This window comes from Actinoplanes auranticolor (assembly GCF_018332655.1).
GTDB classification, from domain to species: Bacteria; Actinomycetota; Actinomycetes; order Mycobacteriales; family Micromonosporaceae; genus Actinoplanes; species Actinoplanes auranticolor.
Genome location: NZ_BOQL01000036.1, coordinates 35,371 through 59,642 on the forward strand (window position 1 = coordinate 35,371; position 24,272 = coordinate 59,642).

Genomic DNA, 24,272 nt, shown 5'->3' on the forward strand with positions numbered 1-24,272 from the left:
GGCGGGGATCGCCGGAGCTCAGGGAAAGGGACGGACATGCGAGGAATCGGTGTGCCCAGGCCGTCCATCCGTTCCCTGACCTCCGAGGATCTCCTTGCCCACGCTCAATCTCGGCATCCTGGCGCACGTCGACGCCGGTAAGACCAGCCTCACCGAGCGCCTGCTGTTCGCCCACGGTGCCGTCGCCACGCTCGGCAGCGTCGACGCCGGCAGCACCACCACCGACAGCGGCGCGCTCGAACGCGAACGCGGTATCACCATCCGCTCCGCCGTGGCCTCGTTCCCGCTCGGCGCCCTGCGGGTCAACCTCATCGACACCCCCGGGCATCCGGACTTCATCGCCGAGGTGGAACGCGCCCTGGCCGTCCTCGACGGCGCGGTCCTGGTGCTCTCCGCCGTCGAGGGGGTGCAGGCCCAGACCCGGGTGCTGATGCGCTCACTGCGCCGGCTGGGCATCCCCACCCTGATCTTCGTCAACAAGGTGGACCGGACGGGCGCCCGCGGCGACGCCCTGCTGGCCGACATCCGCGCGAAGCTGCGCGTCGGCGTGGTGGCCCTCAACGCCGTCCGCGACGCCGGCACCGCCACCGCCCGGACGGTGCCGCGGGCATGGGAGCACGAGGCCGCGGAGACCCTGGCGGACCACGACGACGACCTGCTGGCCCAGCTGCTCGACGGCCGGGCGCCCGATCCGGCGTACGTCCGCGAGGTGCTGGCGGCGCAGACAGCCGCCGGTCATGTCCATCCGGTGTTCTTCGGCTCGGCGACGACCGGCGCGGGCACGGCACCGCTGGCCGACGGCATTGCCATGCTGCTGCGCCCCCGTCCGGCGACCGCGACCGGCACCCGCGGGCTGGTGTTCGCCGTCGAGCGCGACCCCGGCGGCGAGAAGGTCGCCTATCTGCGGCTGTTCGCCGGTGCGGTGCGGGCCCGGCAGCGCGTCGTGCTGCACCGGCCCCGCCCGGACGGCACCTTCGGGGAGATCCGCGGCCGGGTCAGCACCCTGGAGGTCGTGGGCAGCACGGGGACCGAGCTCGCCGCCGGTGCCATCGCCCGGGTCCACGGCCTCGGCGGCGTCCGCGTCGGCGACCGGCTGGGTCCCGCCGACGGTCCCGCGCCCGCGCCGCAGTTCTCCCCGCCGAGCCTGGAGTCCCTGGTGCGGCCCCGGGACCCGGCCCAGCAGGTACGGCTGCACGCCGCCCTGACCGCCCTGGCCGACGAGGACCCGCTGATCCGCGTCCGTACCGTGCCCGGCGGTGGCACCTCCGTCCTGCTGTACGGCGCGGTCCAGCGGGAGGTGCTGGCCGACCGGCTGGCCCGCGACTTCGCCCTGGCGGCGGAGTTCGGCGAGATCCGCCCCGTCTACTTCGAGCGGCCGGCCGGTGTCGGCGAGCACGTGATCGCGCTGGACCCGCGCCGGCCCAACGACTTCTGGGCCACCGTCGGGCTCCGTGTCGAACCCGGACCACCCGGCTCCGGGCTGCGCTACCGCCGCGAGGTGCAGCCGGGCGCCGTGCCCAAGGCGTTCCACCGGGCGACCGAGGAAGCCGTCCGCCGCACGCTGGAGCAGGGACTGAGCGGCTGGGAGGTGGTCGACTGCACGGTCACGGTCATCCGTACCGGTTTCAAGGCGCCGTCCTCGACGGCGGCTGACTTCCGCGGCCTGACGCCGGTCGTGCTCCTGCGTGCCCTGCGGGAGGCCGGCACCCGCGTGTGCGAGCCGTGTCAGGCCTTCGAGGCGGAGGTGCCCGCCGGGGCGCTCAGCGCGGTGCTCGGCCGGCTCGCGGGCCTCGGCGCCGACGTCACCGGCTCGGCCGAGCGGGAGGCGTCGTGGGTCGTCACCGGCCTCGTGCCGGCCCGGCTGATGCACGAGCTGACCGCCGCCCTGCCCGGCCTCACCCACGGCGAGGGCGCCGTGTGGAGCCGTCCAGGCCCGGACCGGCCGTTGCGCGGGCCGGCACCGAGCAGACCGAGGGCGGACGGCAATCCGCTCAACTACGAGGAGTACCGGCGCTTCCTGAGCGCCCGGCCGCCTCAGGCCGCGACGCCCACCGCGCCGAGCAGCGGCGGGATCTCGGCCGGCCACAGCGGGCGGGCGAACAGGTAACCCTGGCCGTACGGGCAGCCCATCCGCTCCAGCAGTTCGCGCTGGGCGCCGTCCTCGATGCCCTCGGCCACCACGGTCAGGTCCAGGTTGCGGGCCAGCGTGACGATCGCGTTGACCAGGGCACGCTGCTGCGGGCTGGCGATGATGTCGTCGATGAAGGACTTGTCGATCTTCAGCACGTCGACCGGCATCTGCCGCAGGTAGCTCAGCGACGAGTAGCCGGTGCCGAAGTCGTCGATGGCGATCCGGACGCCCAGCTCGCGCAGCACCCGCAGGTCGGCCCAGACCTGCTCGGCGTCGCGCAGCACCAGGCTCTCGGTGATCTCCAGCAACAGCCAGTCGGGCTGGGCGCCGGCGTCGGTCAGGGCCTGACGGACCTGGTCCACGAAGCCGGGGGTGCGGAACTGCCGGGCCGAGACGTTGACGCTCACGTAGCCCGGGGCGAGCTCGGGATCGGCGGCGTGCCACGCGGCGAACTGGCGCAGCGACTCGCCCAGCACCCACGCGCCGATGCCGACGATCGCGCCGCTCTCCTCGGCCAGGTCGATGAAGTGGTACGGGCCCAGCAGCCCCCGCTCCGGGTGCTGCCAGCGCACCAGCGCCTCGACCCCGACGACGGCCTGGGACCCGACGTCCACGATCGGCTGGTACTGCAGCACGAACTGGTGCGCGTCGATGGCCTCCAGCAGCGAGGTCCGCAGCGCCAGCCGCTCGACCATGGCGGTGTGCAGGTCGTTCTGGTAGCGCTGCCAGGTGCCCTTGCCCGCTCCCTTGGCCAGGTACAGGGCCAGGTCGGCGTGGCGCAGCAGTTCGGTCGGGCTGGTCGCGTCGTGACTGGTCGCCACGCCGACGCTGGCCGCGCCGCTGACGATGTGCGTACCGCCGAGACCGTCGCTCACCTCGACCGGCGTGGACAGCGCGCTGATGATCCGGGCCGCCACCTCCTCGGCGGCGCTGGAGTCGGCGGCGTGCGCGACCAGGATGGCGAACTCGTCGCCGCCCATCCGGGCGGCCGTGTTGCCCGCTCCGATGGTCTGCGCGATGCGCTGGCCGACCGCGACCAGCAGCTGGTCGCCGACGGCGTGCCCGAGGGTGTCGTTGACCTCCTTGAAGTCGTCCAGGTCGACGAAGAGCACCCCGAGCTCCCCGGCGCCGCTCTCGGCCAGCACGAAGGAGTGGTCGAGCCGGTCGCGGAACAGCACCCGGTTGGCCAGGCCGGTGAGGCCGTCGTGGAACGCCTGGTGGGCCAGGTCGTTCTCCAGCCGGCGGCGCTCGGTGACGTCGCGGACGGTCAGCACGACGCCCGCGACGGTCGGGTCGGCGCGCAGGTCGCGGCCGCCGCACTCGACCTGCAGCAGGCGCCGGTCCGCGCAGACGGCGGTGAGGTCGATGCCCTCGGCGTGCCCGCGGTCGGTGCGGATCCGCACCAGGGCGTCGTTCAGGGCGTCGTGGTGGGTGTCGGCGATGAGCACGGCCAGCGGGGTGCCGGTCAGGTCGGTCCAGCCGAAGACGGTGGTGGCGGACGGGCTCGCGTACCGGATCCGGTCGTCGTCGCCGATGATGAGGATGACGTCGGAGGCGCTCTGGATCAGCGTCCGGAAGTAGGCCTCGCCGTCGCGGCGGCTGATTTCGCCGGCCAGGCCGATCCGCTCCACGACCATGGTGACCTGGTCGAACAGCGACTGGACGGCCGGCCGCAGCGAACGCAGCGTGGCGGTGGGCGCGGCCAGGTGGATCGAGCCGCGCTGGGGCGGATTGCCGGGCAGGATCATGACGGCGTGCAGGGCGGACTCGAAGCCGTACTCGGGCGCCGGCACCAGGCTGACGCCGAACTCCACGGTGCCGCCGTCGGTCAGCGGCGTCTTCTCGCCCACGATCAGCTCGTAGCGGTGGTCGGCGGGCATCAGCATGGTGACGGCGGCCCGCACGGCGGCCATGATGTCGTCCTCGGTGGTCGCGCCGGCGAGGTCGGCGTTGGCCCGGCGCAGCGCGGTCTCGCGCAGGTTGGTCCGGCGCTGCTCGGCCAGCAGGTCCCGGACCCGGCCCATGACGAGCAGGAACATCAGCGCCGAGCCGGCCGCGATGACCGGCGCGTCGACCACCTCGCCGTTGACGTACTGGGCGAGCAGCACCGAGGGCGCGATCAGGGTGGCCAGGGAGAGCAGCAGCAGGCGGCGCCCGCCGGTCTCGACGCGGGTGCAGATCTGCGTCCGGTCGTCGGTGAGCCAGATCATCGACGGGTGCAGCGCGGCATAGCCGGCCGCCGCGTAGAAGACGACCCAGCCCAGGTCGATCGGTCCGCCGACGGCCCAGTCGCTGTCCAGCCGGCCGAGGCCGTACACGACGTCGGAGACCAGCACCCCGACGATCGAGGCGGCCAGCCAGTTCACCGCCGGCGGCTTGCGCCCGGCCGTGGCCAGCAGGCGCAGCATCATCGCCAGGGCCAGCACGTCACCCAGCGGATACGCGACCGAGACGGCCTTCTCGGCCAGGGTCAGATCGGTGGCGCGGGTGTACGGCGCGATCATGTAGACCCAGGAGAGCAGCCCCAGGCTCACCGTGGGAACCAGTGCGTCGAGCAGCGCCGCCCGGTTGGCCTCGCCGGAGCGGGCCCGGATGAACAATGCCAGCGCGGCCGCGAGCAGCGGGTAGACCAGCAGGTACAGCACGTCGGCGGGACCCGGGTACGGCGGCTCGACGTCGAGGGCCACCTGGGCGTAGTACATGATGTCGCCGCTGACGAAGAAGACCAGCGCGACGGCGATCAGGTACCAGGGCAGGGCTCGCGACGGGCGGTGCACGCGGACGCCCAGCAGGATCGCGGCCGCGCCGGTCAGCCCGATCAGTCCCCAGGTGAAGACGTGCAGCCCGGGCCAGATGTAGTAGACCGCGGTGAGCACAGCCAGCCAGACGGCGAAGCAGGCGCGAACGATTCGCGTCGTCATCCGGCCTCCGTTCGGCGGACTGCGGGCAGGTCACCTCTCCCATCGGCGGCGATCGGGCCGGGTTGAGATGGTTTAGGCCCAGTTCTCCGTACCGGTGGTGACGGTCCGGTCGGTGTCAGCCGCCTCCTCGACGGCCAGCGCGATCAGGTGGTCCTGTGCCCCGTCAGCCAAAGGGTAGGGCGCCGGGGCGGTGCCGCGCACCCATGCGGCGGTGGCGTCCAGCAACGTCGCGATGGCGATCTCCTCGTCGCTCCAGCGCCGTCCCGGGTACGGGTTGCGGTAGAGCACCTCACCGCCGAGCGTGATGGTGTCGGTGTCGAAGCCGTCGAGGTCCAGGTCGTAACCGGTCTGGCGGCGTACCAGGGGCGAGCGCACCAGCGTGCGCGGCTCGCTCAGCCGGATCACCTCGTCGTCGCGCAGCTCCCCGTGGCTGCCGCGCACCAACAGGCGCCGGAACCGCAGCTGGTTGTGCCACTGGTTGTCGGTGAAGTCGTAGAGCCCCGAGCGGCCGTCGCCGAAGTCGAGCGTGGCGATGGTCGTGGTGGCCGGCCGCGGGTCCGGGTCGTCGGTCCAGCCGTCGCGGGTCAGCGGGTCGACCAGCGGGGCGCTGCTGCGGCTGGCGCGGACGGTGACCGGGCCCCGGCCGACGCCGAGCAGTCCCCGCATCAGCGACACCGCGTGGTACTGGTGCGTCGAGGACACCTGCACCTGCGTCGGGGTGCCGATCAGCCCGGCGCGGACGGCCGCGGCCCGGGCCGCGTGCGAGGGCATGAGCAGATACTGCTCGGCCACCTGCACCAGGCCCGACTCGCCGACGGCCGCCCACAGCTCCCGTAGGCCCGCGGCGTCGGGCGCGGGCGGCGTCTCGGCCAGCACCGGCAGGCCGCGTTCGACGGCCTCGATGATCACGCCCGGAGTGACCGGCCAGGGCACCGCGGTCACCACGAAGTCCGGCGATGTCTCGGCCACACACTCGGCCAGCGACGCGAATGTCGGCACGGGCAGCTCCCGCGGCGAGCGCACCACGGCTCCGGCGCAGCGCACACCCTCGAGGCCGGCCGCGAGCCGCCAGAACATCTCGGCGCGCCAGCCGGCGCCCACCACTGCGAAGGAGGTCACCGGCGCACTTTAGCGGCCCGCGGCCGCGCCGGTGGAGTCCCTGACGACCAGTTCCGTGGCCAGCTCGACGTGCAGCGCCTCCAGGGCGTGCCGGTCCAGCAGCCGGGCCAGCAGCGTGACGGCCATCCGGCCCAGCTCAGCCAGGGGCTGGCGGACGGTGGTCAGCATCGGGCTGGTGGCCCGGCTGAGGTCGATGTCGTCGAAGCCGGCCACCGACACGTCCTGCGGCACCCGCAGGCCACGCTCGGCCGCCGCCTGCAGCGCGCCGACGGCAGCCTTGTCGTTGAAGCCGACCAGAGCGGTGGGCCGCTCGGGCAGATCGAGCAGCTCGCCGGCGGCCCGGCGGCCCCACGCGACGGTCGGCTCGACGTGCCGGATCAGCCCCGGCGCACCGATCACTCCGGCGTCGGCCAGCGCCGCCGCGTGCCCGGCGAGCCGGGCGTCACTGGCCAGCCACTCGCGCGGCCCGGCCACGACCCCGATGCGCCGGTGGCCCAGGCCGGTGAGGTGGGCGGTCAGGCTGCGGGCGCCCGCGGCGTGCGCGGCGGAGACGGCGGCGACGTCACGCGGCGGGGGCAGCCGAGGGTCGACGACGACGAACGGGAACCGGCGGCTGCGCAGGGTCTCCAGGTCGGCGGCCGGCTCGGGCGGCAGGATGAGCACGGCGCCGGCGATGCCCGCCCGCCCGGGCAGGCCCGGCAGCACGGGGGAGTCCTGGGCCGCCTCGCCGGCGCTCAGCAGCAGCGGGCGGTCGTGCAGCTGCAGCGTCTCGGCGATCGAGGACACGATGATGCCGAAGTAGTCGGTCAGCAGGTACGGGCAGCGGACCAGGACGGCCCCGGGGATCGAGCGCCCGGGCCCACGCGGCCGTGGCCCGGGCCGGTCGAGGCGGGCGACTGTGTTCTCCACCAGCTCGCGGGTCTCGGCGGTGACACTGCCGCGGCCGTTGAGGACACGCGACACGGTGGCGATGGAGACGCCCGCCGCCGCGGCGACCTCCCGGACGGTGCTCCGGCCGGTCCGTGTTACATCGCTCTGTTTCACAGAAAGGACCGTAGCAGCGGGTTCCCCTTGTTGACAGACGGGTTTCTGGATTGTTTCCTGTCGATGGCGACGGAACCTCTTGTTCCATCTGTTACAGGTTGGGGAGCGAGCCATGAGACGGCGAGCGTTCGGGGCGGCGGCCACCGCTGCCCTGCTGATACTGACGACGGCACCCGCACAGGCCCACGGCGGCCGGGCACCCGAGGCCCGGGTCTGGGTCACCACGGTCGACCGCGTGGAGCAACTGCACGAGCGGGCCCCGGTCGCGTTCGGCCGCGGCGGCAGCCCCGAGACCACCATCACGATCGACCCGGGCACCCGCTACCAGAGCATGGACGGCTTCGGTGCCTCGCTGACCGACTCCGCCGCCAGTGTGCTCTACCGTCTGGATCCCGCCGCCCGCGAGCAGGCGATGCGGTCGCTGTTCGACCCGCGCACCGGGATCGGCGTCAGCTTCCTGCGCCAGCCGATCGGCTCGTCCGACTTCACCGCCGCCGCGGCGCACTACACCTACGACGACGTGCCGGCCGGGCAGACCGACTTCGCCCTGCGGCACTTCAGCATCGCCCACGACCGGGCGCAGATCCTGCCGCTGCTGCGCCGGGCCAAGCAGCTCAACCCCGGCCTGAAGATCATGGGTACGCCGTGGAGCCCGCCCGCGTGGATGAAGACGACGGACTCACTGATCGGCGGGCACCTCAAGGACGACCCCAGGATCTACGACGCGTACGCCCGCTACCTGGTCGCCTACGTGCAGGCGTACACGCGGGCCGGGGTGCCGATCGACTACCTCACCGTGCAGAACGAGCCGCAGAACCGGCACGACGGCGGCTACCCGGGCGCGGCCGTACCGGTGGCCCAGGAGGCCAAGGTCATCTCGGCGCTCGGGCCGCTGCTGCGCCGGGTCAGCCCGCGTACGAAGATCCTCGGCTACGACCACAACTGGAGCACCCATCCCGGTGACGTCGCCACCACCCCGGCCGGCGAGGACCCCGAGACCGACTACCCGTACCGGTTGCTGGACAGCCCGGCGGCCAAGTGGATCGCCGGGACCGCGTACCACTGCTACTCCGGCGACCCGAGCGCCCAGACCGCGCTGCACGAGGCGCACCCGGACAAGGGCATCTGGTTCACCGAGTGCTCGGGCTCGCACGGCCCCACCGACACCCCGGAGCAGATCTTCCGCGGCACGCTGACCTGGCACGCCCGTACCCTGACCATCGGCACCACCCGCAACTGGGCCAAGTCGGTGGTCAACTGGAACATCGCCCTGGACAGCACCGGCGGCCCGCACCTGGGCGGCTGCGGCACCTGCACCGGGCTGCTCACCCTGCAGGCCGACGGCACGGTGACCCGGGACGCGGAGTACTTCACCATCGGGCACCTGGCGAAGTTCGTCCGCCCCGGCGCGGTCCGCATCGCCAGCACCTCGTTCGGCACCACCGGCTGGAACGGCCAGCTCATGGACGTGGCGTTCCGCAACCCGGACGGCTCCACCGCGCTGGTCGTGCACAACGAGAACGACGACCCGCGCACGTTCGCGGTCGCCGTCGGGGACCGGTCGTTCGAGTACACCCTGCCCGGCGGCGCCCTGGCCACCTTCACCTGGCCCCGCGGTCTGACCTCGGAGCTGGACCTCCTGCCGCTGACCGGCGCCACGGCGACGGCCTCCCCGGCGGGGGAGACCCCGGCGGCCGCGGTCGACGGCGACGGATCCACCCGCTGGTCCAGCGGCGCCGCGCAGCAGCCGGGCCAGTACGTGCAGGTCGACCTCGGCCGGACCCGGACGTTCCGCCGGGTGGCGATCGACAGCGGCGCCAGCACCGGCGACTACGCCCGCGGCTGGGAACTCACGGCCAGCACCGACGGCACCCGCTGGCGCACCCTCGCCCGGGGTACGGGCACCGGCCAGCTCACCAACGTCGACGTCCGACCGACCCGGGCCCGCTACCTGCGGGTCACGTCGACAGCCGGCAGCGGGAGCTGGTGGAGCATCGCGGATCTGCGGCTGTACCGATGATCGCTTGACCCGGCCCCTGGGGCAGGCGGCACCCTGAACGCCTGCCCCGGTGGGCCCGGTCCGACGATCAGGAGAAGTGAGATGGACATCCGCACCCGTGACGTGCCCGAGCAGCACCTCGTCAGCGAGCAGCGCAGCGTCGACCAGGCTGCCCTCGAGGCCTGGCTGCCCGGCGCGATGGCCCGCGTCGCGGCGGCCGCCACCGACGCCGGCGGGGTGCTCGGCATCGCCGCCTGGCCGTACCTGGAGCGCCCGGCCACCGAGGATCCGGTGTTCGTGGTCGTCTACGAGGGCAACCCGAACGAGGGGGAGACCCCGGTCGAGGTCTGCGCCCCGATCGCCGACGCCACCGCCGCGACGCGCACCATTCTCGCGCACCGCGAGGCGTACGTGCGGGTCACCAAGGAACAGGTCCTCACCGGCGCGCTCGGCGGCGTGTACGAGGCCATCGAGAAGTGGATCGGCGAGCAGGGCCTGGTCGTGGCGGCGGCGCCGCAGGAGACGTACTGGACCGACTTTTCTGCCGCGGGGGCGCAGGATCCGGTCTTCGACGTCTCCTTCCCGGTGGCCGCCCGTGGCTGAGGAGCTGTCCGGGCTGCTGACGACCGGCGAGTTCGCCCGCCGGTCCCGGCTGTCCGTCAAGGCCCTGCGCCTGTACGACCGCAGCGGCCTGTTACGCCCGGCCGAGGTCCAGCCGGGCAACGGCTACCGCCGGTACGCCGAGCACCAGCTCTACGCGGCCCGGTTGATCGTGCTGCTGCGCCGGCTGGACATGCCGCTGTCCCAGATCGCCGAGATCCTCGGGGCCGGCGGTGCGGACGCCGGGGAGCTGCTGGCCCGCTACTGGACGGACGTGGAACGGCGGCTGGCGGCCCAGCGCGACCTGGCCGACCGCCTGGTGCGCAGCCTCGCCGGGGAGACCGGCGCCCCGCCCGGCGACTGGCCGGTCGCCACCCGCGAGGTGCCCGCCCAGACCGTGCTCACCGAGCAGCGGTACGTCACCTCCGCCGAGCTGGGCTGGACCCGCGAGGCGGCCGCCCGGCTCACCGCCGTCGCCCGGCGGCACGGCGGTCCGGCCGGACCCCGCTTCGTGGTGTTCCACAACGAGGTCAGCGAGGACGGCGACGGCCCTGTCGAGGTCTGCGTGCCCGTGACCCCCGGTGCCGTCGACCCGATGGTGGCCGCGACCCGCCACGAGCCAGCGCACCGCGAGGCGTACATCCAGGTGATCCGCGGCCATTTCGAACCGCCACAGATCCTGTCGGTCTACGACGCCGCGCGCCGCTGGGTCCGCGAGCGGGGCCTGCTGGTCACGGCCCCACCGCGCGAGGTGTACGCCTACCCGGCCGACCTCGACCACGGCTCCCCGGACGACGTGATGTGTGACGTGGCAGTCCCGTACGCCTGACCACACCCGCGTTTGCCGCCAGAACCGCAGGGCATCTGCGGCACCGTGACGAGTACCCGGGATGCCAACCGCTGGAAGGCGATGTCCGTCGCCCTGGTCGTCGGCTTCATGACCCTGCTCGACGTGAGCATCGTGAACGTCGCGCTGCCCTCGATCCGCGCCGACCTCGACCTGAGCTCCGGCGGCCTGCAGTGGGTGCTCTCCGGCTACGCCCTGACCTTCGGGCTGCTGCTGGTGCCGGCCGGCCGTTTCGGCGACGCCCGCGGCCGCCGCAACGTCTTCATTGCCGGCCTGGCCGTGTTCACCCTGGCCAGCGCCGCGGCCGGGCTGGCCACCAGCGCGATCTGGCTGATCGTGGCCCGCCTGGTCCAGGGCGCCGCCGCCGGCGTGGTCAACCCGCAGGTGTCCGGCCTGATCCAGCAGCTGTTCCGCCCGGCCGAGCGGGGCCGCCCGTTCGGTCTGCTCGGCGCCACCATCGGCATCTCCACGGCGGTCGGCCCGCTGCTGGGCGGCCTGCTCATCCAGGTCTTCGGGGCCGAGACGGGCTGGCGGTGGATCTTCTTCATCAACGTGCCGATCGGCGCCGCGGCGATCCTGCTCAGCTACAAGTGGATCCCGGCCCGCCGCGAAGACCAGCGCCGCCACGAGAGCCTGGACCCGGTCGGCGTGGTGCTGCTCGGCGTCGCCATCCTGCTGATCCTGCTGCCCCTGGTCGAGGAGCGCGAATGGCAGGGCCCGGCCAAATGGCTGCTGCTGGTCGCCGGTCTGGTCCTGCTGGGCGGTTTCCTGGCCTGGGAGCGCCGGTACGCCCGCCGCGAGACCCCGCTCATCGAGCTGAACCTGTTCCGGGTCCGCTCGTACGGCCTCGGCGCGCTGATCGGCCTGCTGTACTTCGCCGGTTTCACCACGCTCTTCTTCATCTACACGCTCTACCTGCAGAACGGCCTGCGCTACAGCGCGCTGCTGGCCGGGCTGGCCATCACCCCGTTCGCGCTGGGCTCGGCCGGCGCGGCGGCGCTCGGCGGCCGGATCGTCAACCGCTACGGCCGCCCGCTGGTGGCCGTGGGCCTGGCCCTGGTCGCGACCGGCCTGGCCGGCACGGTCCTCGCCCTGGACCTGGTTCCCGGCACGAACGGCGGCTGGGCCGCGGCGCTGCCGTTGCTGGTGGCCGGCCTCGGCAGCGGCCTGGTGATCAGTCCGAACCAGACCCTGACGCTGGCCGAGGTGCCGGTCGAGCGGGCCGGCAGCGCGGGCGCGGTCCTGCAGACCGGCCAGCGCATCGGTACGGCGGTGGGCATCGCCGTGGTCGGCGCGGTCTTCTTCAATCGCTTGGCGTCGACGGACGACGACTGGTCCTCGGCGCTGCGCACGGCTCTGCTGGTGACCATCGGCCTGGTGCTGGTGGCCCTGGTGGCGGCCCTGGCGGATGTCGTCGCCGCCCGCCGCGCCGCGGCCCACGAGGACCAGGCCGCCGACCGGGAACCGCAGCGCGTCGGCTGACCCGCCCGCCGAAGTAGCGGGAACTTTCCGCCGACGGCGAGCGACTGTGGAACCGGCTGACTCTCTCCCGCGAAGGTGGTCCTCGGCGTGCGTAACAGGTCCCGGATGACGACGATCGGTGTGCTGGCGGCGCTGGGGGTGCTGGCCGCGGCCGGGCCGGCGGCGGCGCACGTCGAGGTGAGCGCCGACAAGAACCGGGCCGGGGCCACCGACGTGACCCTGACCTTCCACGGCGAGGCCGAGAACCCGTCCGGCATCAAGAGCGAGCGCGTGGTGCTGCCCGAGGGCATCACCCCGGCCGACGTGACCCTGGTCAAGGCCCCGGCCGGCTGGACGTTCCAGGCGACCGCGGACGGTTTCACGGTGGGCGGCAAGGCGCTGGCGTCGGGCAAGGACGCCGAGTGGAAGGTCAAGATCGCGAAGCTCCCCGACGGCGAGACGCGGCTGTCGTTCAAGACGCTGGAGACGTACGCCGACGGCGAGGTCTCCCGCTGGATCGAGATCCAGGAGCAGGGCAAGGAGGAGTCGGACAACCCGGCCCCGCTGATCGAACTCAAGCCGGGCCCGTCGACAGCGCCCGCGACCACCAGCGCCGCCCCCTCGCAGGCCGCCCCGCCGGCGAGTGCCTCCGCCGCCCCGGTCGCCCCCACGGCCACGACCCCGATCCTGGCCGAGCCAATCTCCGACGAGGGATCCTCACTCTGGTGGCTCTGGGCGCTGATCGCCCTGGTCGTCGCCGGTGCCGGCCTGTCCGTAGCGAGCCGCCGCCGCTCGTCGCCCCCTGCGGAGTAAGCCCGCGGCCCCTGGCCCCAGCCCGGCCCCTGGCCCCAGCCCGGCCCCTGGCCCCAGCCCGGCCCCCGGCCCCCGGCCTCGGTCCCCGGCTCGCCCCGGCCTCGGTCCCCGGCTCGCCCCGGCCTCGGTCCCCGGCTCGCCCCGTCCTCGGCCCCGGCCGCCCTGGCCGCACCGCCCGCGCTGGCCGCACCGGCCACAGTCACGGCTGGGTCATCAGCGCCCTGGTGATGACGTGCCGGAGGGTGATGACGTGCCGGAGGGCGGCGCGGTGGCCGTCCCGGTCCGGCCCGCTCGCCACGAGTGGGGCCATGCCGACGACCGACCTGGTCAGGGCGACGTGCGAGACCAGGGCGAGGATGTCCGCCGGGCCCACCGCCGCATCGTGCCCTCGGCCTGGGCTTGGGCGATCGCCTCGATCTTCTCCTGAGCCAGCTCGCCGTCCAGAGGTGAGGCGACCCCTTCCAGCCGGCTCTCGACCAGCCCGGCCTGCTCCACGTTGTTCGCCGCTCGCGGCCGGCCTTGGGTGCCCATCCCATCGCCGCCACCGTGGTCCAGGAAGCTGATGGGGGAGCGCCGCTGTAGTCCCAGCCCCGGCTCAGCCCGCCAGAGCGTCGACCAGCCGCCGGGCCGATCCCGCGAGGTTCCACCGCTCGGCCAGCGCCAGCAGCGCCTCCGGGTCCTTCGGCGACGCGGGCAGCGCCGGGTCGAAGTCGGGCAGCTTGACGTCCAGCGCCACCTTGCAGACCGGCAGCGCCGCCGCCAGGTAACCCCGGGCGGCGTCCAGCTTGGTGCGCAGGCCCGGGGCGAAGCCGGCGTCCTGGTCGTCCAGGGCGGCCAGGATCTGCTCGATGCCGCCGTAGCGGGCGATGAGGCGGGCGGCCGTCTTCTCGCCCACGCCGGGCACGCCGGGCAGGCCGTCGCTCGGGTCGCCACGCATCGCTGCGAAGTCCGCGTACCAGCGGGCCGGGACGCCGTACTTGGCTTCGACCGCGGCGTTGTCGCTGTCCTCCAGCTTGGCGACGCCGCGGCCGCAGTAGAGCAGGCGGGTGCCGCGGGTGTCGTCGACGAGCTGGTACAGGTCACGGTCGCCGGAGACCACCTCGACCGGGGCGGGCTGGGTGGCGGCGAGGGTGCCCAGGACGTCGTCCGCTTCGTACCCCGCGACGCCGAAGGCGGGGATGCCGATCGCCCGCAGCACCTCGAGCAGGACCGGGACCTGCTTCTCCAGGGACGCGGGCACCTCCTCGACGTCGCCGTGGGCGACGCGGTGCTTCTTGTACGACGGGACCAGCGCGACCCGCCACTCCGGGCGCCAGTCGGCGTCGAGCGCGCACACCAGGCGGTCCGGGCGCCGGGTGCGGATCAGCTGGGCGATCATGTCGAGGAACCCGCGGATGGCGTTGACCGGCTCACCCGCCTGCGTGCGGGCCGCGGACTCGGGGATGCCGTGGAACGCGCGGAAATACAGGCTGGGGGCGTCGACCGCCAGCAGAGGTCGCTGAGTCACGGGTCCCAACCTAGTGCCACCCACCGACACTTTCGCCCGGCGCGCGCCGGGCGGAGCTGACGGTGAACCAAACGACCGTTAAGCTGGTTGGTGTGACGGTCGAGCGGATGTTGCCAACGGACGAGGCGTACGAGTTGCTGGGCCTGACGAAGGAGATCGCCGACGGCGAGCTGGCTCCCCGGGTCGCGAAGTACGAACAGGAGGGCCTGTTCCCGCGCGACGTGCTGCGCACGGTGGGCCGGGCCGGGCTGCTGGGCCTGCCCTATCCCGAGGCCGACGGCGGCGCCGGCCAGCCGTACGAGGTCTATCTGCAGGTCCTGGAGATCCTGGCCGGCTCCTGGCTGGGCATCGCCGAGGCCGTCAGCGTGCACACCCTGTCGTGCTACCCGATCTCCGCGTACGGCAGCGAGCGTCAGCGCAAGTCCCTGCCGGAGCTGCTCGGCGGTGACCTGCTCGGCGCGTACTGTCTCTCCGAGCCCCAGGGCGGCTCGGATGCCGCCGCCCTGACCACCCGGGCCGTGCGCGACGGCGACGACTGGGTCGTCACCGGCACCAAGGCCTGGATCACCCACGGCGGCCGGGCCGACTTCTACAACGTGTTCTGCCGCACCGGCGGCCCCGGACCGGCCGGCATCTCCTGCCTGGTCGCCGACGCCGACACGCCCGGGATCCTGCCGCAGACGCCGGAGAAGACGATGGGTCTGCGCTCGTCGCCGCCGGCCCAGATGGTCTTCGACGACGCCCGGGTGCCGCTCGACCGCCTGGTCGGCGCGGAGGGCGAGGGCTTCCGGATCGCCATGCAGGCCCTGGACGCGGGCCGGCTGGGCATCGCGGCCTGCGCGGTCGGCCTGGCCCAGGCCGCGGTCGACTACGCCGCCGGGTACGCCCGCGAGCGCATCCAGTTCGGCCGGGCGATCGCCGAGTTCCAGGGCGTCGGGTTCATCCTGGCCGACATGGCGACGCAGGTGTCCGCGGCCCGCGCGCTGCTGCTCAACGCCGCCCGGCTCAAGGACGCCGGCCGCCCGTTCACGGTGGAGGCGGCCAAGGCCAAGCTCTTCGCCACGGACGTGGCCATGCGGGTGACCACCGACGCGATCCAGGTGCTGGGCGGGGCCGGATACGTCAGTGACCACCCGGTGGAGCGCTGGTTCCGGGAGGCCAAGGTGCTGCAGATCGTCGAGGGCACCAACCAGATCCAGCGCCTGGTCATCAGCCGGTCGCTCACCCGCGGCTGAACGGGTTCGTTACCGCGCGGCCACGACCGGTATCTTGTCGCGGTGGAAGAGATCGACCGGGCGATCGTGGGCGCCCTCACCGTGGACGGCCGGCTGTCCTACACCGATCTCGCGGAGCGGGTCGGCCTGAGCGTGTCGGCGGTGCACCAGCGGGTACGCCGTCTGGAGCAGCGCGGCGTGATCGGCGGATACACGGCGAAGGTGTCGTACGAGGCGCTGGAGCTGCCGCTGACGGCGTTCGTGGCGATCCGCCCGTTCGACCCGTCGCAGCCCGACGACGCGCCGGAGCGGCTGGCCCATCTGGCTGAGATCGACTCCTGTTACTCGGTGGCGGGGGAGGACTTCTACCTGCTGCTGGTCCGGGTGGCGAGCCCGGCGGACCTGGAACGGCTGCTCCAGGAGATCCGTACGGCGGCGAACGTCACGACCCGCACGACGGTGGTGCTGAGCACCCCGTACGAGAATCGCCCGCCGCGGATCGCCCCCGCGGTCAAGCCGGAGGCGTAGTTTCCTAGGACGCCGTAGGCGCGGTGCGCGGCGGCACCGTCGGTCATGTCATGTCCCAGGGCGCCTGTGGCAGCGCGTGCCCGGTCTCGAGCAGGGATTTGAGGTTCGCCATGACGGCGGGCCAGCCGGCGGAGACCTCCGCGGCGTCCTCCTCGGTCAGGTTCACGTGCGTGACGGTCAGCCGGACGATGTCGCGGTGTGCCTCGATGCGGAAGGTGACCGTGGAGGCGTCGGGGCCGGCGTCGGAGCCTGCTTCGCCGAAGGTCATGGTCAGCAGGTGCGGAGGCTGGGCTTCGAGGACGACACCGCCGCCGTCGGCGATGCCGGAGCCGTCGGTGCGCCGGTGCTCCCAGCTGGAGCCGGGCTGCCAGTCGGAGATGTTGTGGTGTCCCCAGTAGACGCCGGTCAGATCGGCGTCGGTCAGCGCTTGCCACACCCGTTGCGGGGTGGCGTGGATGTAGGTCACGTACACGAAGGCGGGCTTGGCGACGGTCATGGTTTGTCCTCGGTCGGGAGCAGGGCCAGGAGTTGCCGGGTGTGGCCGGGCAGTTCCGCCGCGGCCAGGCCGGTGATGATGTCCCGCAGCGGCACCGGGCCGTTGACCAGGGCGGTGTCGTGGGACAGGAGCAGGGCGGGCACCGGCGTGTCGAGTTCGGTCCCGCTCAGCGCCGGGCCGGCGAGGGCGCACAGGGCTTCGCCCTGGCTGCGGATCCGTTCCCGCAGCTCCGCCGAGCCACCGGCGAGGGAGATGACGCGGTGGATGGTCCAGGTGTCCTGGGCCAGGCGGTTGTCGTACGTGGTGTGTGCTCCGGCGGCCACGGATGCGGTTGTCGCGATGGTGGCGGCGGTGACGAGGGCGACGTGCGCCAGGATCTCGTCGGCGTTCCATTCACCCGGCGGTGGCGCTTCGCCGGCGTCGGCAACGGTGGTGGCGGCGTCCACCAGGGCGTTGTAGGCGGCGCTGAGCGCGGTGGTGTCCATCGTGCTCAGCTGTGCGCGGGGGACATGTCCCAGGGGGCCTGGGGGAGGACGTCGCCCGTTTCGAGCAGGGACTTCAGGTTGGCCAGCACGGCCGGCCAGCCGCGGGAGATGCCGTTGAGCATCTCGAGGTTGGCCAGCTTCTCGTGGGTCACGGTGAGCCGCACGATGTCCTGGTGCGGTTCGACCAGGAACGTCACCACCGACGGCTCCCGGGGCAGCTGCTCGTCGGGGGCGTCGTCGAAGGTGATCACCAGCCTCGCCGGTGGCTCGGCCTCGAGGACCCGGCCGACGACGTCGACGACGCCCGACCCGTCGGCGCGGCGATGCTCCCAGGTTGCACCGGGCTGCCAGTCCGAGACGTTGGCGTGTCCCCAGTAGCGGGCGGTCAGGTCCGCGTCCGTGAGCGCCTGCCACACCTGTCCGGCGCTCGCGTGGATGTAGGTGGTGTAGACGTAGGCCGGCACGGGCGGGGGTCGGTCACTCATGGCGTACTCCTCTGCCTGGTTCTTGATCGCGTCGAGGGCCCGCAGCCGGGGCTTGTCGAAGCCGGAGATCCAGCGCTGCTCGATCTCGTGGATGGGCCCCGGGTTGAGGTAGTGCAGCCGCTCCCGCCCGCGGCGCACGACGGTCACGAGGTTGGCCGCCTGCAGCAGGTCGAGGTGCTGGGTCGCGGACTGGCGGGTCATCGCCAGGCGGTCGCACAGCTCGCGCAGGGTCTGGCCGTTCTGCTCGCGCAGGCGGTCGAGCAGCAGTCGTCGGGTGGGGTCGGCCAGGGCTTTGAAGACCGGGTCCATCGCTCCCGGTTCGAGGCTCACGCGGACCATTATGCAGGCAATCACCTGCATGTTGTCAACGGAACCCTGCCGTCGAACACCACCTAGTGTCCTAGGACGCTCTACGCGGCGTGCGCCGCACCACACCCAGAAACGCCGCCTACGGCGACCGCCTCGACAAACACGATTGTGGGGAAGGACCTTCGGCGCCTAGCTTGATCTCGTGGAGAACAAGGAGCGGGCCGTGCGCAGCCGCGAGGACTTCCGGCAGCTGCCACCGAGGATCACGCCGGAGCAGACGATTCCGCTGCAGGCCGTGCTGCACCTGCAGCAGGACCCCCGTGAGGGCGCCGACACCAGCGAATGGAACGTCCGCATGGGCTGGGCCGGCTGAGCGCCCACCTGGAGGAGCCCTTGGCCGGAGGGAACGTCGCCACGTCCGTGGTCCGTGCCGGTTCCACCGTGCGTAAGCCGTGGACGCCGGCCACTCCTTCCGTGCACGCCTTCCTGCGCCACCTGCACGCCAAGGGCGTCGCCGGCGTCCCCGCGGTGCTCGGCCGCGACGACCAGGGCCGGCAGGTGCTGGAGTACGTGCCCGGCCGGCAGGGCGATGCGGCGCCTCCCATGACCGTGGCGGAGCTACGCCGGCTGGGTGCGATGGTCCGCGATCTGCACGACGCGTCCATCGACTTCGAGTCGCCACCCGGCGCCCGGTGGGAAGTGGCGATTCCGCCCGACGGCGCCGAGCTCGTCTGTCATCAGGACCTGGCGCCGTGGAACCTGATCCGCGACGGCGACACCTGGACGTTCATCGACTGGGACGCCTGCGCTCCGGGCACCCGCCTGTGGGACCTGGCCTACGTCGCGCAGACGTTCGCGCCGCTGGTCGCCGGCGGTGATCCGGAGGCGGACGCGCCTCGGTTGCGTGCGGTTGTCGACGGCTACGACCTCGATGCCGCCGGGCGGGCTGCGCTGCCGGAGAAGCTCGTGGTGCGTACCCGGGCGATGTACGACCTGCTGGCGCGTGGTTCCCGCACCGGTGCTGTGCCGTGGGCCCGGTTGTGGGCCGAGGGCCACGGCGTGCACTGGGGTGGCGCGGCTGACTATCTCGCCGCGCACTTGCCGGTGTGGCGGTCAGCTCTGCGGTAGATCGGCCCGGGCGCACTCGGTGACGTACGGCAGCGGGAAGGTGTCGTGGCCGGCGAGGGCGGGGTGGGTCGCCGTCAGCTCGCGGACGGCTTCCAGCACGGCGGCGCGTTCCCTCTCGCTGAGCAGGATGATGTAGCTGCGGGAGGCGACCAGGTCGAGGAGCCGGTCGAGGGTGATCTCGTGGGTCCAGGTGAAGTCGCGGATCTCCACGGTGCCGAACGGGGGCCCGAACTCGGCGCGCCGGTGCTGTTCGGGGGAGTGGATGAGTTCGCCGAGGCGGCGGACCCAGTCCTCGCGTTCGTCGCGGAGGTTCCAGATGAGGCCGAGCCGGCCGCCGGGCCGCAGGACGCGGGCGGCTTCGGGGACGGCCCGTTCGGGGTCGACCCAGTGCCAGGCCTGGGCGCACAGCACGGCGTCGGCGCTGTGGTCGCTCAGGGGGATGGCTTCGGCGCTGCCGGCCAGGGCCGGCACGTCGGGCAGGACCCGGCCGAGTTCGGCGCGCATGCCGTCGGAGGGTTCGACGGCGGTGACGTGCAGGCCGCGGTCGCGGATCTGGCGGGTGAGTTTGCCGGTGCCGGCACCCAGGTCCACGACCTGGCCGGCTCCGGCCGGCAGGAGCCAGTCGAGAGCTTCAGCGGGGTACGGCGGGCGCCCGCGCTCGTAGACGGCGGCAGCGAGTCCGAAGGAGGCGGCGGCGGTTTCATCGCTCATAGCCAAGAATCCTAGGACGCTCTACACGCGGTGCGCTGTCCCACTCCGAGCGGACAGTGTTTTAGACACGAGCCCTTCGGGCACTTTTTCACCGACAAGAACATTCGAGTTCGAGTCTTCGGAGAGGTTGACGATGAGCTTCACTGACAAGGTCAAGAACAAGGCCGAAGAGCTGACCGGTAAGGCGAAGCAGGGCATCGGCGACGCCACGGACAACGAGCGGCTCGCCGCCGAGGGTCAGGCGCAGGAGACCTCCGCACACGCCAAGCAGGCCGGTGAGCACGTCAAGGACGCGGGCAAGGACGTTCGCGACGCCTTCAGCTGAGCCGGCCCCCAGCGAGGCCCCCGGGACGACGGTCCCGGGGGCCTTTTCTGTGCGCTGTTACTGGGCGACCTGCTGCTTGAGCCACCACTGCTGGCCGGACTCGGGCAGGGTGTCGATCGGGTCGTAGTAGGCGTAGAGCTTGTTGAGCGCTTCGTCGTCGGTGGCCTCGATGGACGTGCGGTAGTTCTTCGTCCAGTAGGAGATGCCGTGCTCGCGGTCGTACTCGGTGAGCATGTGGACCCAGCGCTTGCCGACGAAGGGGACGTCGCAGACGATCCGCGGGGTGGCGTAGCCGGGCAGGTAGCCCATCATGTCGTGCTGGAGTTGCTGGGCGTACCAGACCGGGACGCGCCAGTGTTCGGCGTTGGGGATCATGTCGCACATGTAGAAGTAGTACGGCAGGATGCCGGCTTCGCCCTGCAGGCCGAAGCAGAGGTCGAGCAGGTCGGCGGTGGTGGCGTTGACGCCGCGCATGAGTACGCCCTGGTTGCGGACGTCGCGGACGCCGACTTCGAGCAGCATGCGGGCGGCCCGGGCGACCAGCGGGGTCAGTGAGTTCACGTGGTTGACGTGGGTGTGTACGGCGAGGTTGACGCCGCGGCGTTCGGCGGTGATCGCGACGCGGTTGAGACCTTCGACGACGTCGCCCTGCAGCCAGTGCTGGGGCAGGCCCATGAGGGCTTTGGTGGCCAGCCGGATGTCGCGGACGGTGGGGACCGAGAGCAGGCCCATGAGGTAAGTCTCGAGTTGTTTCCACGGCACGTTGGCGACGTCACCGCCGGAGACGACCACGTCGCGGACGCCGGGGTGGGCCTTGAGGTAGGCCAGGTGGGCGTCGTAGCGGTCGACGGGTTTCAGGGTGAGCTTGAGCTTGTCGACGGTGGGGGTGCTGTTGCCGACGAGGTCCATGCGGGTGCAGTGGCCGCAGTACTGCGGGCAGGTGCTGAGCAGTTCGGCGAGGACCTTGGTGGGGTAGCGGTGGGTGAGGCCCTCGGCGACCCACATGTCGTGTTCGTGCAGGGAGTCGCGGGTGGCGTGCGGGTGGGACGGCCAGTCGAGGTGGCGGTCGGTGGCCACGGGGATCATGTAGCGCCGGATGGGGTCGGCGTAGAACGACTCCGTGTCGGGGGTGCGGTCGGGCACCATGGTGTTGAGCATCTGCGGTGGCACCAGCATGGACATGGTGGCCAGGCGCTGCATGTCGGTTTCGAGGTCGGCGTAGAAGCGGTCGTCGAGCAGGTCGCCCATGACGGCGCGCAGCTGTTTGACGTTCTTGACGCAGTTCACGCGCTGCCACTGGGCGGATTCCCATTGCTGGGTGGTGACTTTGCTCCAGCCGGGGAAGCGGGTCCAGTCGGGCTCGACGAGGGGGCGGCGCTGGTAGTTGTAGGGCTGCCCGGCCGTGGTGGCCGCGTCGTTCTTCAGCTCGGTCAACGGGGCCTCCTGGGGTCGGGGGTGATCGTGATCGACGATACTGGAGAATCTGCGGTCTAGTAACCGTCGGCCCGGAGGATTTACGGTGTGACGGCCGCATGACAGTTTGTTTCTTGTGAGGATGGTGGGCATGTCGTTCCCGGTGGGTCTGGCTCGGGTGCTCGAACCGGCAGGGGTGCTGCCGCAGGCGGCGTGGCGGCTGGACGCGCGCCCGGAGATCGGCGCGGACGAGGTGCGGATCCGGCTGGAGCGGCTGAATCTGGACGCGGCGAGCTTCCGGCAGCTGTCGGGCAAGCACGGCGGGGACGGCGCGGCGGTGCGGGCCGAGGTGCTGGAGATCATCGGTACGCGGGGCAAGATGCACAACCCGGTGACCGGTTCGGGCGGCATGCTGATCGGGGTCGTCGACGAGGTCGGGCCGCGCTCGCCGTTGCCGGTGAAGGGGGGTGACCGGGTCGCCACGCTGGTGTCGCTGACCTTGACCCCGCTTGCGGTGACCGACGGGCTGGCCGGTTGGGACGGGCGCAGTGAGCAGGTGCCGGCGGCCGGTCACGCGATTCTGTTCGGCCGTTCGGTGGTGGCGGTGCTGCCCGATGATCTGGCTCCGGAGCTGGCCCTCGCCGTGTTCGACGTGTGCGGGGCGCCGGCGTTGACCGACCGGGTGGTGCGCGGGCATGCGGCGGCCGGTCCGGTGTCGGTGGCGGTGCTCGGCGGGGCCGGTAAGAGCGGTTCGCTGGCGTTGACGGCGGCGCGGCTGGCCGGGGCCCGTACGGTCGGGGTGGTCGTGTCGGACGCCGAGCGCGACGCGCTGCAGGCTGCCGGGCTGGCCGATGACGTCGCGGTCGCCGATGCCCGTGATCCCCTCGCGGTGTCGTCGGCGGTGGTGGCGGCGCTGGGTGCGCCGGCGACGGTGACGGTCGTGTGTGTGGATGTGCCGGGGTGTGAGCACGGGGCGATCCTGGCGACGGCGGCGGGCGGCACGGTGGTGTTCTTCTCGATGGCGACGAGTTTCCCGGCGGCGGCGCTGGGGGCCGAGGGCCTGGCGGCGGACGTGACGATGCTGATCGGTAACGGGTACGTGCCGGGGCATGCGGCGTTCGCGCTGGATGTGGTGCGGCGCACTCCGGCCGTGCGGGCTCTGTTCGAGGCGCGGATCGCGGCACACTGACGGTCATGATTTCCCCTTCGGTGGTGTATGCGAACGGTCGGTTCTACTCGGCGGCGGATCCGCGGGCGTCGGCGATGCTGGTGCGTGACGGGCGGATCGCGTGGCTGGGCGCGGCGGCGGATGCCCCGTCGGCGGACGTGACGGTGGATCTGGGCGGTGCGCTGGTGACGCCGGCTTTCGTGGACGCGCACCTGCATGCGACGGACACCGGGCTGGCGGCCGACGGGCTGGACCTGTCCGGGGTGCGGTCGGCGGCGGAGCTGCTGGAGGCGGTGGCGGCGTTCGCGCGGACGCGGCCGGTCGACGGGGTGGTGCACGGCCACGGCTGGGACGAGTCGACGTGGGCGGTGCAGGAGCCGCCGTCGGCCGATGTGCTGGAGCGGGCGGCGGACGGCCGGCGGGTGTATCTGTCGCAGGCGTCGGTGCATTCGGCGCTGGCGTCGCGGTCGTTGCTGGCGGCGTGCCCCGGTATCGAGGGGGTGCCGGGGTACGCCGCGTCGGGCTGGCTGCGGGAGCAGGCGCATCACGCGGTGCGGGCGGTGGCGCTGGGTTCGTTGACGGTGGCGCAGCGGACGGCGGCGCAGACCTCGGCGTTGCGGCTGGCGGCGTCGCGGGGGGTGGCGGCGGTGCACGAGTGTGCGGGGCCGGGGACCTCCAGCGAGGCCGATTTCGGGTCGGTGCTGGCGTTGTCGGGTGCGGGGCTGCCGCAGGTGTTCGGCTACTGGGGTGAGCTCGGTGGTGCGGCGCGGGCCAAGGAGCTGGGCGCGGTCGGTGCGGCCGGTGACCTGTACGCGGACGGGGCGCTGGGGTCGCGGACGGCGTCGGTGCGGGTGCCGTACGCCGACGGTGGCGGTTGTGGTGAGGCGTTCGTGTCGGCGGAGCAGGCCGGGGCGCATCTGCTGGAGTGCATCGAGCTGGGGGTGCAGGGCGGTTTCCACGCGATCGGGGACGCGGCGATCGAGGCGGTGCTGGACGGGTTCGCGATCGCGGCGCGGCGGGTGGGCGTGGACCGGTTGCGGGAGGGCCGGCACCGCATCGAGCACGTGGAGCTGATCGACAAGGCGATGATCGCCCGGATGGTGGAGTTCGGGGTGGTGGCCAGCGTGCAGCCGGTGTTCGACGCGTTGTGGGGTGGCCCGGACCGGATGTACGCGCAGCGGCTCGGGGTGGAGCGGGCCATGGCGACCAATCCGATCGGGGCGATGTACGCGGTCGGGGTGTCGCTGGCGTTCGGGTCGGATTCGCCGGTGACGGCGCTGGATCCGTGGGCGGCGGTGGTGGCTGCGGCGGCGCCGCGCAATCCGGCGTACCGAATGAGTGTGCGTTCGGCGTTCGGGGCGAGTACGCGCGGTGGCTGGCGGGCGGCCGGGGTGGACGACGTGGGGGTGCTGACGCCGGGCCGGTCGGCGACGTTCGCGGTGTGGGAGACCCCGGGCGGGGTGGACGGGGGCCTGCCGGTGCTGTTGCCGGGGGTGGACGGGGTGGTGCCGGCGCGGCCGGTGTGCCGGCGCACGGTGCTGCACGGCGAGACGATCTTCGAGGAGTGA

General features: G+C 72.7%; 23 protein-coding genes. 13 read left to right on the plus strand and 10 right to left on the minus strand.

Going from position 1 to position 24,272, the window contains the following annotated elements; translation table 11 throughout:
- Positions 1-94 precede the first annotated feature (94 nt).
- On the plus strand, positions 95-2,107 hold the full coding sequence (locus Aau02nite_RS22390; RefSeq protein WP_212990497.1) for an elongation factor G: 2,013 nt from the start codon (positions 95-97) through the stop codon (positions 2,105-2,107).
- Here Aau02nite_RS22390 and Aau02nite_RS22395 read toward each other — a convergent pair.
- From Aau02nite_RS22395 to Aau02nite_RS22405, 3 genes are all read right to left on the minus strand, one after another.
- Positions 2,035-5,052, minus strand: coding sequence for a putative bifunctional diguanylate cyclase/phosphodiesterase (locus Aau02nite_RS22395; RefSeq protein WP_212990498.1), 3,018 nt, complete (start codon positions 5,050-5,052; stop codon positions 2,035-2,037). The two genes, Aau02nite_RS22390 and Aau02nite_RS22395, sit on opposite strands and share 73 nt — an antisense overlap.
- Positions 5,053-5,124: 72 nt before the next feature.
- A complete protein-coding gene (locus tag Aau02nite_RS22400) occupies positions 5,125-6,171 on the minus strand; it encodes a Gfo/Idh/MocA family protein (protein ID WP_212990499.1) in 1,047 nt (348 codons plus the stop codon).
- A gap of 9 nt (positions 6,172-6,180) precedes the next feature.
- Positions 6,181-7,215: a LacI family DNA-binding transcriptional regulator gene (locus Aau02nite_RS22405; protein ID WP_246595360.1), complete on the minus strand. Its 1,035-nt coding sequence runs from the start codon at positions 7,213-7,215 to the stop codon at positions 6,181-6,183.
- Positions 7,216-7,327: 112 nt separating this feature from the next.
- Here Aau02nite_RS22405 and Aau02nite_RS22410 point away from each other — a divergent pair, with 112 nt between their 5' ends.
- The 5 genes from Aau02nite_RS22410 to Aau02nite_RS22430 all read left to right on the plus strand — a co-directional run bounded on the left by Aau02nite_RS22410 (position 7,328) and on the right by Aau02nite_RS22430 (position 12,935).
- Positions 7,328-9,235 (plus strand): discoidin domain-containing protein, encoded by a 1,908-nt coding sequence (locus tag Aau02nite_RS22410; RefSeq protein ID WP_212990501.1) that lies wholly within the window; start codon positions 7,328-7,330, stop codon positions 9,233-9,235.
- 81 nt (positions 9,236-9,316) lie between these two features.
- A complete protein-coding gene (locus tag Aau02nite_RS22415) occupies positions 9,317-9,817 on the plus strand; it encodes a GyrI-like domain-containing protein (protein WP_212990502.1) in 501 nt (166 codons plus the stop codon).
- Positions 9,810-10,643: a MerR family transcriptional regulator gene (locus Aau02nite_RS22420; protein WP_212990503.1), complete on the plus strand. Its 834-nt coding sequence runs from the start codon at positions 9,810-9,812 to the stop codon at positions 10,641-10,643. The genes Aau02nite_RS22415 and Aau02nite_RS22420 overlap by 8 nt, the downstream gene beginning before the upstream one ends.
- An 81-nt stretch (positions 10,644-10,724) precedes the next feature.
- Positions 10,725-12,143 (plus strand): MFS transporter, encoded by a 1,419-nt coding sequence (locus Aau02nite_RS22425; RefSeq protein WP_212990599.1) that lies wholly within the window; start codon positions 10,725-10,727, stop codon positions 12,141-12,143.
- A 105-nt stretch (positions 12,144-12,248) separates the two neighbouring features.
- Positions 12,249-12,935 carry a DUF1775 domain-containing protein gene (locus Aau02nite_RS22430; RefSeq protein ID WP_212990504.1) on the plus strand — a complete coding sequence of 229 codons (687 nt, stop codon included), beginning with the start codon at positions 12,249-12,251 and terminating at the stop codon, positions 12,933-12,935.
- 199 nt (positions 12,936-13,134) lie between these two features.
- Here the strand turns inward: Aau02nite_RS22430 and Aau02nite_RS22435 are convergent, their stop codons facing one another.
- Complete coding sequence (locus tag Aau02nite_RS22435; RefSeq protein ID WP_212990505.1) at positions 13,135-13,308, minus strand: hypothetical protein; 174 nt, start codon at positions 13,306-13,308, stop codon at positions 13,135-13,137.
- Positions 13,309-13,530: 222 nt separating this feature from the next.
- Positions 13,531-14,442: a 5'-3' exonuclease gene (locus Aau02nite_RS22440; protein WP_246595361.1), complete on the minus strand. Its 912-nt coding sequence runs from the start codon at positions 14,440-14,442 to the stop codon at positions 13,531-13,533.
- Between the two features lie 92 nt (positions 14,443-14,534).
- Between Aau02nite_RS22440 and Aau02nite_RS22445 the strand changes: the two genes are divergently transcribed.
- Both Aau02nite_RS22445 and Aau02nite_RS22450 read left to right on the plus strand, forming a co-directional pair.
- A complete protein-coding gene (locus Aau02nite_RS22445; protein ID WP_212990506.1) occupies positions 14,535-15,677 on the plus strand; it encodes an acyl-CoA dehydrogenase family protein in 1,143 nt (380 codons plus the stop codon).
- A gap of 42 nt (positions 15,678-15,719) precedes the next feature.
- Positions 15,720-16,184, plus strand: coding sequence for an Lrp/AsnC family transcriptional regulator (locus tag Aau02nite_RS22450; protein ID WP_212990507.1), 465 nt, complete (start codon positions 15,720-15,722; stop codon positions 16,182-16,184).
- Positions 16,185-16,227: 43 nt separating this feature from the next.
- Here the strand turns inward: Aau02nite_RS22450 and Aau02nite_RS22455 are convergent, their stop codons facing one another.
- Genes Aau02nite_RS22455 through Aau02nite_RS22465 form a run of 3 tightly spaced genes read right to left on the minus strand, consistent with a single transcriptional unit; the run spans position 16,228 to position 17,980 of the window.
- Positions 16,228-16,680, minus strand: a complete 453-nt coding sequence (locus Aau02nite_RS22455; RefSeq protein ID WP_246595362.1) for an SRPBCC family protein — start codon at positions 16,678-16,680, stop codon at positions 16,228-16,230.
- Positions 16,677-17,165: a DinB family protein gene (locus tag Aau02nite_RS22460; RefSeq protein ID WP_212990508.1), complete on the minus strand. Its 489-nt coding sequence runs from the start codon at positions 17,163-17,165 to the stop codon at positions 16,677-16,679. The genes Aau02nite_RS22455 and Aau02nite_RS22460 overlap by 4 nt, the downstream gene beginning before the upstream one ends.
- 5 nt (positions 17,166-17,170) lie before the next feature.
- On the minus strand, positions 17,171-17,980 hold the full coding sequence (locus Aau02nite_RS22465; RefSeq protein WP_246595363.1) for an ArsR/SmtB family transcription factor: 810 nt from the start codon (positions 17,978-17,980) through the stop codon (positions 17,171-17,173).
- Between the two features lie 181 nt (positions 17,981-18,161).
- Between Aau02nite_RS22465 and Aau02nite_RS22470 the strand changes: the two genes are divergently transcribed.
- Together Aau02nite_RS22470 and Aau02nite_RS22475 are read left to right on the plus strand one after the other, a co-directional pair.
- Entirely contained in the window at positions 18,162-18,332 is a 171-nt protein-coding gene (locus Aau02nite_RS22470) for a hypothetical protein (protein ID WP_212990509.1), read from the plus strand.
- Positions 18,302-19,087 (plus strand): phosphotransferase enzyme family protein, encoded by a 786-nt coding sequence (locus Aau02nite_RS22475; protein ID WP_212990510.1) that lies wholly within the window; start codon positions 18,302-18,304, stop codon positions 19,085-19,087. The genes Aau02nite_RS22470 and Aau02nite_RS22475 overlap by 31 nt, the downstream gene beginning before the upstream one ends.
- Here the strand turns inward: Aau02nite_RS22475 and Aau02nite_RS22480 are convergent.
- Complete coding sequence (locus Aau02nite_RS22480; protein ID WP_212990511.1) at positions 19,073-19,798, minus strand: class I SAM-dependent methyltransferase; 726 nt, start codon at positions 19,796-19,798, stop codon at positions 19,073-19,075. The genes Aau02nite_RS22475 and Aau02nite_RS22480 overlap by 15 nt on opposite strands.
- A gap of 133 nt (positions 19,799-19,931) precedes the next feature.
- On the opposite strand from Aau02nite_RS22480, the gene Aau02nite_RS22485 reads away from it, so the two are divergent.
- Positions 19,932-20,123, plus strand: coding sequence for a CsbD family protein (locus tag Aau02nite_RS22485; protein ID WP_212990512.1), 192 nt, complete (start codon positions 19,932-19,934; stop codon positions 20,121-20,123).
- A gap of 57 nt (positions 20,124-20,180) precedes the next feature.
- On the opposite strand, the gene Aau02nite_RS22490 is transcribed toward Aau02nite_RS22485, so the two are convergent.
- On the minus strand, positions 20,181-21,557 hold the full coding sequence (locus tag Aau02nite_RS22490) for a KamA family radical SAM protein (RefSeq protein ID WP_212990513.1): 1,377 nt from the start codon (positions 21,555-21,557) through the stop codon (positions 20,181-20,183).
- 130 nt (positions 21,558-21,687) lie between these two features.
- Here Aau02nite_RS22490 and kdd point away from each other — a divergent pair, with 130 nt between their 5' ends.
- Entirely contained in the window at positions 21,688-22,725 is a 1,038-nt protein-coding gene (gene kdd / locus Aau02nite_RS22495) for an L-erythro-3,5-diaminohexanoate dehydrogenase (protein WP_212990514.1), read from the plus strand.
- A 5-nt stretch (positions 22,726-22,730) separates the two neighbouring features.
- Positions 22,731-24,272 carry an amidohydrolase gene (locus Aau02nite_RS22500; RefSeq protein WP_212990515.1) on the plus strand — a complete coding sequence of 514 codons (1,542 nt, stop codon included), beginning with the start codon at positions 22,731-22,733 and terminating at the stop codon, positions 24,270-24,272.

Excerpts from the sequence above, each read along its gene's own strand:
- Aau02nite_RS22415 (WP_212990502.1), top strand. The coding sequence starts at position 9,317 with ATGGACATCCGCACCCGTGACGTGCCCGAGCAGCACCTCGTCAGCGAG.
- Aau02nite_RS22475 (WP_212990510.1), top strand. The coding sequence starts at position 18,302 with ATGGAACGTCCGCATGGGCTGGGCCGGCTGAGCGCCCACCTGGAGGAG.
- Aau02nite_RS22500 (WP_212990515.1), top strand. The coding sequence starts at position 22,731 with ATGATTTCCCCTTCGGTGGTGTATGCGAACGGTCGGTTCTACTCGGCG.
- Aau02nite_RS22485 (WP_212990512.1), top strand. The coding sequence starts at position 19,932 with ATGAGCTTCACTGACAAGGTCAAGAACAAGGCCGAAGAGCTGACCGGT.
- Aau02nite_RS22455 (WP_246595362.1), bottom strand. The coding sequence starts at position 16,680 with ATGACCGTCGCCAAGCCCGCCTTCGTGTACGTGACCTACATCCACGCC.
- Aau02nite_RS22460 (WP_212990508.1), bottom strand. The coding sequence starts at position 17,165 with ATGGACACCACCGCGCTCAGCGCCGCCTACAACGCCCTGGTGGACGCC.
- Aau02nite_RS22480 (WP_212990511.1), bottom strand. The coding sequence starts at position 19,798 with ATGAGCGATGAAACCGCCGCCGCCTCCTTCGGACTCGCTGCCGCCGTC.
- Aau02nite_RS22410 (WP_212990501.1), top strand. The coding sequence starts at position 7,328 with ATGAGACGGCGAGCGTTCGGGGCGGCGGCCACCGCTGCCCTGCTGATA.
- Aau02nite_RS22395 (WP_212990498.1), bottom strand. The coding sequence starts at position 5,052 with ATGACGACGCGAATCGTTCGCGCCTGCTTCGCCGTCTGGCTGGCTGTG.
- Aau02nite_RS22430 (WP_212990504.1), top strand. The coding sequence starts at position 12,249 with ATGACGACGATCGGTGTGCTGGCGGCGCTGGGGGTGCTGGCCGCGGCC.
- kdd (WP_212990514.1), top strand. The coding sequence starts at position 21,688 with ATGTCGTTCCCGGTGGGTCTGGCTCGGGTGCTCGAACCGGCAGGGGTG.
- Aau02nite_RS22425 (WP_212990599.1), top strand. The coding sequence starts at position 10,725 with ATGTCCGTCGCCCTGGTCGTCGGCTTCATGACCCTGCTCGACGTGAGC.